The following is an 11296-nucleotide window of genomic DNA, read 5'->3' as shown; positions in this document are numbered from 1 at the left end:
CGTGTCTTTGATCGCTTCCGACCAATTCCGCATCGTTGTCGGCCTCGGCAAGAGCGGCATGTCCCTGGTTCGCTTCCTGGCGAGCCGGGGCATTGCCTTTGCGGTCGCCGATACCCGCGAGCAACCGCCGGAACTGGAAACCCTGCGCCGTGATTACCCGCAGGTGGAAGTGCGCTGTGGTGAGCTGGACGTGGACTTCCTGTGCCGCGCCAACGAGTTGTATGTGAGCCCCGGTCTGGCCTTGGCCACGCCGGCCTTGCAGCAGGCGGCCGCGCGAGGGGTGAAGCTGTCTGGCGACATCGAGCTGTTTGCTCGCCATGCCAAGGCGCCGATCATTGCCATCAGCGGTTCCAACGCCAAGAGCACCGTCACAACGCTGGTCGGTGAAATGGCCGCCAAGGCCGGTAAACGTGTGGCCGTGGGCGGTAACCTCGGTACTCCGGCGCTCGACCTGCTGGCCGATGACATCGAGCTGTACGTGCTGGAGCTTTCCAGCTTCCAGCTGGAAACCACTGACCAGCTCAACGCCGAAGTGGCGACCGTTCTGAACATCAGCGAAGACCACATGGACCGCTATAGCGGCCTTCCGGCCTACCACCTGGCCAAGCACCGGATCTTCCGCGGGGCCAGGCAGGTGGTGGTGAACCGTCAGGATGCCCTCAGCCGGCCATTGCCTGTGGAAGGCCGCCCATGCTGGACCTTTGGCCTCAGCCAGCCGGACTTCAAGGCCTTCGGCCTGCGCGAAGTGGGCGGTGAAAAATACCTGGCGTTCGAGTTCCAGGCACTGATGCCGGCGCGTGAACTGAAGGTTCGTGGCGCCCACAACCAGAGCAACGCCCTGGCGGCACTGGCCTTGGGCCATGCTGCCGGTCTGCCGTTCGAGCCGATGCTCGAGGCCCTGCGCGAGTTTGGTGGCCTGGCCCACCGTTGCCAGTGGGTGCGCGAGCGTAACGGCGTCAACTGGTACGACGACTCCAAGGCCACCAACGTCGGTGCTGCCCTGGCCGCCATTGAAGGCTTGGGCGCCGATATCGAAGGCAAGCTGGTGCTAATCGCGGGTGGTGATGGCAAAGGTGCCGAGTTCACTGCGTTGCGCGAACCGGTCAAGCGTTACTGCCGCGCCGTGGTGTTGCTTGGCCGTGATGCCGAGCGCCTGGCCGAGGCCTTGGGCGATGCCGTGCCGCTGGTTCGGGTCAAGACCCTTGACGATGCCGTGCAGCGATGCGCCGAGCTGGCCCAGGACGGCGATGCCGTGCTGCTGTCGCCTGCATGCGCCAGCCTCGACATGTTCAAGAACTTCGAGGAGCGTGGACGCCTGTTCGCCCAGGCAGCGGGAGGTCTTGCATGATCTTCGGCATCTTCAAACCCTATCCGTCGCCGCTGATCAGCGGCCGTGGCGTCGACCTGGACTTCCCGATGCTCGCCGGTTGCCTGGCCTTGCTGGGCCTGGGCCTGGTGATGATCACTTCGGCATCCTCGGAAGTGGCTGCTGTACAGTCGGGCAACCCGCTGTATCACATGTTCCGCCACCTGGTGTACGTGTTCCTTGGCCTGGTGGCCTGTGGTGCGACCCTGCTGGTGCCGATCGCCACTTGGCAGCGCATGGGTTTCATGATGCTGATTGGTGCCTTCGGCCTGCTGGTACTGGTACTGGTGCCGGGCATCGGCCGTGAAGTCAACGGCTCCATGCGCTGGATCGGTTTCAGCTTCTTCAACGTGCAGCCTTCAGAAATCGCCAAGGTGTTCGTGGTCATCTACCTGGCCGGCTACCTGGTACGCCGACAGACTGAGGTGCGCGAAACCTGGATGGGCTTCTTCAAGCCGTTCATCGTGCTGCTGCCCATGGCCGCCTTGCTGCTGATGGAGCCGGACTTTGGCGCCACCGTGGTGATGATGGGCGCGGCGGCGGCCATGTTGTTTCTGGGTGGGGTGGGGCTGTTCCGCTTCAGCCTGATGGTGGCGCTGGCGGTGCTGGCGGTATTTGTCCTGGTACAGGCGCAGCCGTACCGGATGGCGCGCCTTATTACGTTCACCGACCCCTGGGCCGACCAGTTCGGTTCGGGCTACCAGCTGACCCAGGCACTGATTGCCTTCGGCCGTGGCGAGTGGCTGGGTGTTGGTCTGGGCAACAGCGTGCAGAAGCAGTTCTACCTGCCTGAAGCGCACACCGACTTCGTGTTCTCGGTACTGGCGGAAGAACTGGGCGTGGTCGGCTCGCTGGTGACCGTAGCACTGTTCGTGTTCGTTACCGTGCGCGCCCTGTACATCGGCCTGTGGGCCGAGAAAGCCAAACAGTTCTTTGCCGCCTACATGGCGTTCGGCCTGGCTTTCCTGTGGATTGGCCAGTTCCTGATCAACATCGGTGTGAACGTCGGCCTGCTGCCGACCAAGGGCCTGACCCTGCCGTTTCTCAGTTACGGGGGGAGTTCGCTGGTGATCTGTTGCGCCTGCGTAGGGCTGTTGCTGCGCATCGAGTGGGAGAGCCGCACGCACCTGGGCAGTGAGGAGCACGAATTTAGCGAAAGCGATTTTGCCGAGGAGACCAGTCATGGCCGCTGAAGGCAAAAATGTACTGATCATGGCCGGCGGTACCGGGGGGCACGTATTCCCGGCGCTGGCCTGCGCCCGTGAGTTCCAGAAGCGCGGTTACAGCGTGCACTGGCTGGGTACCCCGCGTGGCATTGAGAACGAGCTGGTGCCACAGGCGGGTTTGCCACTGCATCTGATCCAGGTCAGCGGTTTGCGCGGCAAAGGCAAGCTGTCGTTGCTCAAGGCACCGTTCACGTTGGTCAAGGCCGTGCTGCAGGCACGGCGCATCATTCGCCAGCTCAAGCCCGTATGTGTCCTGGGCTTTGGCGGCTATGTGACCGGCCCCGGCGGCGTGGCCGCGCGGCTGTGCGGCGTGCCACTGGTGATCCATGAGCAGAACGCCAGGGCCGGTACCGCCAATCGGTTGCTGGTGCCACTCTCGGCGCGGGTCTGCGAAGCTTTCCCGAACACCTTCGAGGCCAGCGACAAACGTCGCACCACCGGTAACCCGGTGCGCCCGGAGCTCTTCATGGAGGAGCAACGCGCGCCCTTGGGCGAGCGCCGTGCACGCCTGTTGGTACTGGGTGGCAGCCTGGGTGCGGAACCATTGAACAAATTGTTGCCTAAGGCCCTGTCCGAAGTGCCCGCCGCGCTGCGGCCAGAGGTATTCCACCAGGCCGGCAAGCAACACGCGCCGATCACCGCCGAGCGTTATCACGAGGCGGGCGTCGCGGCTCAGGTAGAGCCTTTCATCAAAGATATGGCCCAGGCTTATGGCTGGGCCGACCTGGTGGTGTGCCGGGCCGGTGCCCTGACTGTCAGCGAACTGGCGGCAGCAGGCCTGCCTTCGATGCTGGTGCCTTTGCCCCATGCGATCGACGATCACCAGACCCACAACGCCCAATATCTGGCCCGCGAAGGCGCTGCCTTCCTGATGCCACAAGCGACAACTGGCGCAGCGCAACTCGCTGAACGCCTGAACGAGGTGCTGATGCAACCCGAGAAACTCAACGTCATGGCAGGCACCGCACGGCGCCTGGCCAAACCTGCTGCAACCAGCACCGTGGTCGATATCTGCCTGGAGGTGGCCCATGGTTGAGAGCCAGAAAGCCATGCCCCAGCCGAAGATGGGCCGTATTCGCCGCATTCACTTCGTCGGCATCGGCGGCGTGGGTATGTGCGGTATTGCCGAAGTGTTGCTGAACCTGGGCTATGAAGTGTCCGGTTCGGACCTTAAAGCCTCGCCAGTTACCGAGCGCCTGGAGTCCTTCGGCGCTGAGATCTTCGTCGGCCACCGCGCCGAGAACGCCGCCACCGCCGATGTGCTGGTGGTATCCAGCGCCATCAACCCGGCCAACCCGGAAGTTGCCACCGCCCTCGAGCGACGCATTCCGGTGGTGCCGCGTGCCGAGATGCTCGCCGAGCTGATGCGTTACCGCCATGGCGTGGCCGTTGCCGGTACTCACGGCAAGACCACCACGACCAGCCTGCTGGCTTCGGTGTTCGCCGCCGGTGGCCTGGACCCGACCTTCGTCATCGGTGGCCGCCTTACCGCTGCCGGTACCAATGCGCAGCTGGGCACCAGCCGCTACCTGATCGCCGAAGCAGACGAAAGCGATGCCAGCTTCCTGCACCTGCAGCCGATGGTGGCGGTGGTCACCAACATCGATGCCGACCACATGGCGACCTACGAAGGTGACTTCAACAAGCTGAAGAAAACCTTCGTCGAGTTCCTGCACAACCTGCCGTTCTATGGCCTGGCGGTGATGTGCCTGGACGACCCGGTGGTTCGCGAGATCCTGCCGCAGGTGAAGCGCCCGACCGTGACCTATGGCTTCAGCGAAGAGGCCGACATCCGCGCCATCAATGTGCGTCAGCAGGGCATGCAGACCCACTTCACCGTGCTGCGCCGTGATCGCGAGCCGTTGGAGGTTTCGGTGAACATGCCCGGCAACCACAACGTGCTCAACGCCCTGGCCACCATTGCCATCGCCACTGACGAAGGCATTACTGACGAGGCCATCATCCAGGGCCTGTCCGGCTTCCAGGGTGTCGGCCGTCGCTTCCAGGTGTACGGCGAGCTGCCGGTCGAAGGCGGCAGTGTGATGCTGGTCGACGACTATGGCCATCACCCGACCGAAGTGGCGGCGGTAATCAAGGCTGTGCGCGGTGGCTGGCCAAGCCGCCGCCTGGTGATCGTCTACCAGCCGCACCGCTACAGCCGCACCCGCGACCTGTACGACGATTTCGTCCAGGTGCTGGGTGATGCCAACGTGCTGCTGCTGATGGAGGTCTACCCGGCCGGCGAAGAGCCGATCCCCGGTGCCGACAGCCGTCAGCTGTGCCACAGCATCCGCCAGCGCGGCAAGCTGGACCCGATCTACATCGAGCGCGGCGCCGAGCTGGCACCGCTGGTCAAGCCACTGCTGCGCGCTGGCGACATCCTGATCTGCCAGGGTGCCGGTGATGTCGGCGGCCTGGCCCCGCAGTTGATGAAAAGCCCGCTGTTCGCAGGCGCCAAGCAGGAGAAGTCGAAATGACCAGCGCCTACGACAAGCTGCACTCGACCCTGGACGTCAAGGCGTTCGGACGCGTCGCCGTGCTGTACGGTGGCAAGAGCGCCGAGCGTGAAGTGTCGCTGAAATCCGGCGCCGCAGTGATAGATGCGCTGAGCACTGCCGGCGTCGACGTGGTCGCCATCGACGTCGGTGATGACCTGCTCGCACGCCTGCAAAGCGAGAAGATCGACCGCGCCTTCATCATTCTTCACGGCCGTGGCGGTGAAGACGGGAGCATGCAAGGCTTGCTGGAGTGCCTGGGCATCCCTTACACCGGCAGCGGCATCCTGGCTTCGGCGCTGGCGATGGACAAGCTGCGCACCAAGCAGGTGTGGCAGAGCCTGGGCATTCCCACACCACGCCACGCGGTGCTGGCGAGCGAAAGCGATTGTTTGCAGGCCAGTACGGAACTGGGCTTCCCGCTTATCGTCAAACCCGCCCATGAAGGCTCTAGCATCGGCATGGCCAAGGTGAACAGCGCCCAGGAACTGGTCGCCGCCTGGCAGGACGCCGCCAAATACGATTCCCAGGTACTGGTGGAGCAGTGGATCCACGGCCCGGAGTTCACCATCGCGGTACTGCGCGGCCAGGTGCTGCCGCCGATCGCCTTGGGTACGCCGCATGTGTTCTACGACTACGACGCCAAGTACATCGCCAACGACACCCAGTACCGCATCCCCTGCGGGCTGGATAGCGTCAAGGAACAAGAGCTGATCGACCTGACCGCGCGCGCCTGCAATGCCATTGGCATTGAGGGCTGGGGGCGGCTGGACGTGATGCAGGACGAGCAGGGCCGGTTCTGGCTGCTCGAAGTCAACACTGCACCGGGCATGACAGATCATAGCCTGGTGCCCATGGCGGCCCGCGCGGCTGGCCTGGACTTCCAGCAACTGGTGCTGGCAATCCTGGCCGAAAGCGTGGCGACGCGAGGCTAATAACCATGCAAGGCGCGATGATACGTCAGCAGCAACCCGTTACCGGCCGTAGCAAGCCGGTGCCGCGTGGTGCCAGCCGGCTGGTGGCCGACGAGCCCGTATCGGGGCGCCTGCCCAGGCCAAGCCTGGGCGGCCTCAAGCGCTTGCTGTGGCCGGTGTTGCTGGTGGCGGCCGGCTTTGGTGCCTACGAGGGCGCCGTTCGCCTGATGCCTTACGCCGACCGCCCGATCACCAAGATCGATGTGCAGGGCGACCTCAGCTACATCAGTCAGCAGTCGGTGCAGCAGCGTATCGCGCCCTATGTGGCGGCGAGCTTCTTCAGCGTCGACCTTCCGGCGATGCGGGCCGAGCTGGAGCAGATGCCGTGGATCGCCCACGCCGAAGTGCGCCGGGTATGGCCCGACGAGGTGGTAATCCGCCTTGAAGAACAGCTGCCGGTGGCACGCTGGGGTGATGCAGCCCTGCTCAACAACCAGGGTCAGGCTTTCGCCCCGCGCGAGCTGGCCAATTATGAGCATTTGCCGCAGCTGGCCGGGCCGCAGCGTGCTCAGCAACAAGTCATGCAGCAGTATCAGGTATTGAGCCAGATGCTGCGCCCCCTGGGCTTTTCCATCGCTCGCCTGGAGCTGCGCGAGCGAGGCAGCTGGTTCCTGACCACCGGTGCGAGCAGTGCCGGGCCAGGCATCGAGTTGCTGCTGGGGCGCGATCATCTGGTGGAGAAGATGCGCCGTTTCATTGCCATTTACGACAAGACACTCAAAGACCAGATCACCACTATCGCCCGCATTGATCTGCGTTATTCCAACGGACTTGCCGTTGGTTGGCGGGAACCGATTGCACCGACGACGGCCCAACCCGCCGTTGCGAAGAATTAGAGAGAGACAGGACCATGGCAAACGCGCATAGCGGCAAAATGATCGTCGGGCTGGACATTGGCACCTCCAAGGTGGTGGCGCTGGTGGGCGAAGTGGGCGAAGACGGCACCCTGGAAATCGTCGGGATCGGCACTCATCCGTCCCGTGGCCTGAAAAAAGGCGTGGTGGTGAACATCGAGTCCACCGTGCAGTCGATCCAGCGCGCCGTGGAAGAGGCGCAACTGATGGCCGGCTGCCGTATCCACTCGGCGTTCGTCGGTGTGGCCGGTAATCACATCCGCAGCCTGAACTCCCACGGCATTGTCGCCATCCGTGACCGCGAGGTCAGCCTGGCCGACCTGGAGCGCGTACTCGACGCCGCCCAGGCCGTGGCGATTCCGGCGGACCAGCGCGTGCTGCACACCTTGCCGCAGGACTACGTGATCGACAACCAGGAAGGCGTGCGCGAGCCGCTGGGCATGTCTGGCGTGCGCCTGGAAGCCAAGGTTCACGTGGTCACTTGCGCAGTCAACGCCGCCCAGAACATCGAGAAGTGTGTGCGCCGCTGCGGCCTGGAAATCGACGACATCATCCTCGAACAGCTGGCTTCGGCCTACTCGGTACTGACCGATGATGAAAAAGAGCTGGGCGTGTGCCTGGTGGACATCGGTGGTGGCACCACCGACATCGCCATCTTCACCGAGGGCGCCATCCGCCACACGGCGGTCATCCCGATTGCTGGCGACCAGGTGACCAACGACATCGCCATGGCCCTGCGTACCCCGACCCAGTACGCCGAAGAAATCAAGATCCGCTACGCCTGTGCCCTGGCCAAACTGGCTGGCGCGGGCGAGACCATCAAGGTGCCGAGCGTGGGCGATCGCCCACCGCGCGAGCTGTCGCGCCAGGCCCTGGCCGAGGTGGTGGAGCCACGTTACGACGAGCTCTTCACCCTGATCCAGGCCGAACTGCGCCGCAGCGGCTACGAAGACCTGGTGCCCGCCGGCATCGTCCTCACCGGTGGCACCGCGAAGATGGAAGGTGCCGTGGAACTGGCCGAGGAAATCTTCCACATGCCGGTACGCCTGGGCGTGCCGCACAGCGTTCGGGGGCTGAGCGACGTGGTGCGCAACCCGATCTATTCCACTGGTGTGGGCTTGCTCACCTACGGCCTGCTCAAGCAGTCCGAGGACTTGGCCCTGACCGGTAACAGCAACAGCAGCAGCAACAGCTATGGCGATGAACCGAAGGCCCCAGTGCTTGAACGCTTCAAGAAGTGGGTCCAGGGCAACTTCTAAGTTTCAAAGCAGTAGTGGTAGGCGCAACAACTAGAGAACTGTAAGGAGAGGGAAAATGTTCGAGCTCGTAGACAACGTCCCGCAAAGCCCGGTCATCAAGGTGATCGGCGTTGGTGGTGGTGGCGGCAACGCCGTCAATCACATGGTCAAGAGCAGCATCGAAGGCGTGGAATTCATCTGCGCCAACACCGATGCCCAGGCGCTGAAAAACATTGGCGCGCGCACCATCCTGCAATTGGGCACTGGCGTGACCAAGGGCCTGGGTGCCGGTGCCAATCCGGAGGTCGGCCGTCAGGCCGCGCTGGAAGACCGTGAGCGCATCGCTGAAGTGCTGCAGGGCACCAACATGGTGTTCATCACCACCGGCATGGGTGGCGGTACCGGTACCGGTGCTGCGCCAATCATTGCCGAAGTGGCCAAGGAAATGGGTATCCTCACCGTTGCAGTGGTGACTCGTCCGTTCCCGTTCGAAGGCCGCAAGCGCATGCAGATCGCCGATGAAGGCATCCGCATGCTGGCTGAAAGCGTCGACTCGTTGATCACCATCCCCAACGAGAAGCTGCTGACCATCCTGGGCAAGGATGCCAGCCTGCTGTCCGCCTTCGCCAAGGCTGACGATGTACTGGCTGGTGCCGTACGCGGTATCTCCGACATCATCAAGCGCCCCGGCATGATCAACGTCGACTTCGCCGACGTGCGTACCGTGATGGGTGAAATGGGCATGGCCATGATGGGTACTGGCTGCGCCAGCGGCCCGAACCGTGCGCGCGAAGCCACCGAGGCAGCTATCCGTAACCCGCTGCTGGAAGACGTCAACCTGCAGGGCGCCCGCGGTATCCTGGTGAACATCACCGCAGGCCCGGACCTGTCGCTGGGTGAGTACTCCGACGTGGGTAGCATCATCGAAGCCTTCGCCTCCGACCACGCGATGGTCAAGGTCGGCACCGTGATCGACCCGGACATGCGCGACGAATTGCACGTGACCGTGGTGGCCACTGGTCTGGGCGCACGCATCGAGAAGCCTGTGAAGGTGGTCGACAATACCCTGCAGACTGCCCAGCAGGCATACGAGGCGTCCAATCCTGCGCCGGTGCGCCAGGAGCAGCCAGCGGTCAACTACCGTGACCTGGAGCGCCCGACCGTCATGCGCAACCAGGCGCATGCAGGTGCTGCCGCAGCCGCTAAACTGAACCCTCAGGATGACCTGGACTACCTCGATATCCCGGCATTTCTGCGTCGTCAGGCTGATTAATGGAATTTATCAGGGGTATAAAGGTGATTGGTATTCATCAAAGGTTGGGTCTGTTATCATCCCCAGCCTTTGTTGATACCTGTTCGCAATTTGCGCTGAAGCGGCCAATGCCATGATTAAACAACGCACCCTGAAGAATACCATCCGTGCCACAGGTGTCGGTCTGCACTCCGGGGAGAAGGTTTACCTGACCCTCAAGCCTGCACCTGTTGACACCGGCATCGTCTTCCGCCGCGCCGACCTCGACCCTGTGGTCGAAATCCCTGCGCGTGCGGCCAACGTCGGCGAGACAACCATGTCGACGACGTTGGTCAACGGTGACGTCAAGGTCGATACGGTCGAGCACCTGCTCTCCGCCATGGCGGGCCTGGGCATCGATAACGCCTACGTCGAGCTCTCCGCCTCGGAAGTGCCGATCATGGATGGCAGCGCCGGTCCTTTTGTATTCCTGATTCAGTCTGCCGGCCTGGAAGAACAGGACGCAGCCAAGAAGTTCATCCGCATCCTGCGTGAGGTAACCGTGGAAGAGGGCGACAAGCGCGCCACGTTCCTGCCTTTCGAAGGTTTCAAGGTGAGCTTCGAGATCGATTTCGATCACCCGGTGCTTCGCAACCGGACCCAGAGCGCCAGCGTCGACTTTTCCAGCACCTCGTTCGTGAAGGAAGTCAGCCGCGCGCGTACTTTTGGCTTCATGCGTGACATCGAGTACCTGCGCAAGCACAACCTTGCGTTGGGTGGCAGTGTCGAGAACGCCATCGTGGTCGATGAGGACGGCGTGCTCAACGAAGACGGCCTTCGTTACGAAGACGAATTCGTCAAGCACAAGATCCTCGACGCCATCGGCGATCTGTACCTGCTGGGCAACAGCTTGATCGGCGAGTTCAAGGGCTTCAAGTCCGGCCACGCGCTGAACAACCAGCTGTTGCGCAAGCTGATTGCTGAAACCGATGCCTGGGAAGTGGTCACTTTCGAAGATGCCAGTACGGCACCGATCTCGTACATGCGCCCTGTTGCGGCCGTGTAAGTTCGAACACTCTCTAGTTCATTAAGGCCACCTTCGGGTGGCCTTTTTTATGGCTTGTCCTGAGCGTGGGCGGCCAAGCGTTCCAGTGCTGCGCGCAGTTTGGGGTCGGTAATGCCCTCGGCGGTGTCGCGCAGGCTCTCGGCCGCGCTGTTCGAAAGCTCGGCAGCATGCCCACCACGCTTGGCCGGCACCAGCGGCGGCTGCACTTTGTACAGGATGCGCCTGAGGTTGCCGAATGCTTCCATGGCCTGCAGTGCCGCCAGCAAACGCTTCTGCTGGTAGCGCAGGCGGGTTGCCCAATGGCCGTCGGTTACCACCAGCAACAAAGTGCCATCGCGCCAGGACGCCACATGGCAGTGCTCGCGGGCGGCCGGTTGCAACTGGCTTTCCAGCAGGCGCTGCAAATGCTCCAGGCGCTCGGCCTGGTTCAGCAGCAGGCGCAGCGGGCGCACCTGGCGCAACAGGGCGGAGGGCGGCTGGGCGGGGGAAGGTTTATAGGCCATGGGGGTACGCGTGAGGTGACGTGGGCACAGTCTAACATCTCCGTTGCCTGTGCCGGCCTCTTCGCGGGTGAACCCGCTCCTACCAGGGTTATCGATATCTTGTAGGAGCGGGTTCACCCGCGAAGAGGCCGGCACAGGCAGCCAAAGACAAGACTGGTTCTCGATAGCTTTCATGTTGCCAAGCCTTGAACTCAGTGAAAATGCCCCTATCTAAAACAGGCCCCTGCCAAAACGCTGTATCAGCATCGTGGAAAACCACCACTTTCCTCACCATCGTTTCCGGGTAGAATGCTCGTTCGCATGCGGCCTATGGGCTGCACGGGCGACTCATGGGGCCGCCCTC

Annotated in this window: 10 protein-coding genes; 9 read left to right on the top strand and 1 reads right to left on the bottom strand. The window is 63.0% G+C overall.

What is annotated here, in order from left to right:
• The first annotated feature begins 1 nt into the window (after position 1).
• The 9 genes from GST84_21535 (at position 2) to GST84_21495 (ending at position 10450) form a co-directional block, all read left to right on the top strand.
• Complete coding sequence (locus GST84_21535; GenBank protein ID XGB14781.1) at positions 2-1348, top strand: UDP-N-acetylmuramoyl-L-alanine--D-glutamate ligase; 1347 nt, start codon at positions 2-4, stop codon at positions 1346-1348.
• Complete coding sequence (gene ftsW / locus GST84_21530) at positions 1345-2559, top strand: putative lipid II flippase FtsW (GenBank protein XGB14780.1); 1215 nt, start codon at positions 1345-1347, stop codon at positions 2557-2559. The genes GST84_21535 and ftsW overlap by 4 nt, the downstream gene beginning before the upstream one ends.
• Positions 2549-3628 (top strand): undecaprenyldiphospho-muramoylpentapeptide beta-N-acetylglucosaminyltransferase, encoded by a 1080-nt coding sequence (gene murG / locus GST84_21525; protein XGB14779.1) that lies wholly within the window; start codon positions 2549-2551, stop codon positions 3626-3628. Before ftsW ends, murG begins: the two co-directional genes overlap by 11 nt.
• The gene (murC, locus tag GST84_21520) at positions 3621-5069 is read left to right on the top strand and encodes a UDP-N-acetylmuramate--L-alanine ligase (protein ID XGB14778.1); all 1449 of its coding nucleotides are present in this window, start codon (positions 3621-3623) and stop codon (positions 5067-5069) included. Before murG ends, murC begins: the two co-directional genes overlap by 8 nt.
• The gene (locus tag GST84_21515; protein XGB14777.1) at positions 5066-6022 is read left to right on the top strand and encodes a D-alanine--D-alanine ligase; all 957 of its coding nucleotides are present in this window, start codon (positions 5066-5068) and stop codon (positions 6020-6022) included. Before murC ends, GST84_21515 begins: the two co-directional genes overlap by 4 nt.
• Before the next feature lie 5 nt (positions 6023-6027).
• Positions 6028-6897 (top strand): FtsQ-type POTRA domain-containing protein, encoded by an 870-nt coding sequence (locus GST84_21510; protein XGB14776.1) that lies wholly within the window; start codon positions 6028-6030, stop codon positions 6895-6897.
• 14 nt (positions 6898-6911) lie between these two features.
• Positions 6912-8174 carry a cell division protein FtsA gene (ftsA, locus tag GST84_21505; GenBank protein XGB14775.1) on the top strand — a complete coding sequence of 421 codons (1263 nt, stop codon included), beginning with the start codon at positions 6912-6914 and terminating at the stop codon, positions 8172-8174.
• A gap of 55 nt (positions 8175-8229) precedes the next feature.
• Positions 8230-9426 (top strand): cell division protein FtsZ, encoded by a 1197-nt coding sequence (ftsZ, locus tag GST84_21500; GenBank protein XGB14774.1) that lies wholly within the window; start codon positions 8230-8232, stop codon positions 9424-9426.
• Between the two features lie 112 nt (positions 9427-9538).
• A complete protein-coding gene (locus GST84_21495) occupies positions 9539-10450 on the top strand; it encodes a UDP-3-O-acyl-N-acetylglucosamine deacetylase (protein XGB14773.1) in 912 nt (303 codons plus the stop codon).
• A gap of 47 nt (positions 10451-10497) precedes the next feature.
• Here GST84_21495 and GST84_21490 read toward each other — a convergent pair whose 3' ends face one another.
• Positions 10498-10953, bottom strand: a complete 456-nt coding sequence (locus GST84_21490) for a DUF721 domain-containing protein (protein XGB14772.1) — start codon at positions 10951-10953, stop codon at positions 10498-10500.
• Positions 10954-11296: the final 343 nt, after the last annotated feature.

It is taken from the genome of Pseudomonas putida, from assembly GCA_041879295.1.
Classification (GTDB): domain Bacteria; phylum Pseudomonadota; class Gammaproteobacteria; order Pseudomonadales; family Pseudomonadaceae; genus Aquipseudomonas; species Aquipseudomonas putida_Y.
Note: the sequence above shows the minus strand (reverse complement) of the source record. Positions and strands in the feature narration are given on the sequence as shown.

Coding starts and splice junctions, on each gene's coding strand:
- ftsW (XGB14780.1), top strand. CDS start 1,345: ATGATCTTCGGCATCTTCAAACCCTATCCGTCGCCGCTGATCAGCGGC.
- murG (XGB14779.1), top strand. CDS start 2,549: ATGGCCGCTGAAGGCAAAAATGTACTGATCATGGCCGGCGGTACCGGG.
- murC (XGB14778.1), top strand. CDS start 3,621: ATGGTTGAGAGCCAGAAAGCCATGCCCCAGCCGAAGATGGGCCGTATT.
- GST84_21515 (XGB14777.1), top strand. CDS start 5,066: ATGACCAGCGCCTACGACAAGCTGCACTCGACCCTGGACGTCAAGGCG.
- GST84_21510 (XGB14776.1), top strand. CDS start 6,028: ATGCAAGGCGCGATGATACGTCAGCAGCAACCCGTTACCGGCCGTAGC.
- ftsA (XGB14775.1), top strand. CDS start 6,912: ATGGCAAACGCGCATAGCGGCAAAATGATCGTCGGGCTGGACATTGGC.
- ftsZ (XGB14774.1), top strand. CDS start 8,230: ATGTTCGAGCTCGTAGACAACGTCCCGCAAAGCCCGGTCATCAAGGTG.
- GST84_21495 (XGB14773.1), top strand. CDS start 9,539: ATGATTAAACAACGCACCCTGAAGAATACCATCCGTGCCACAGGTGTC.
- GST84_21490 (XGB14772.1), bottom strand. CDS start 10,953: ATGGCCTATAAACCTTCCCCCGCCCAGCCGCCCTCCGCCCTGTTGCGC.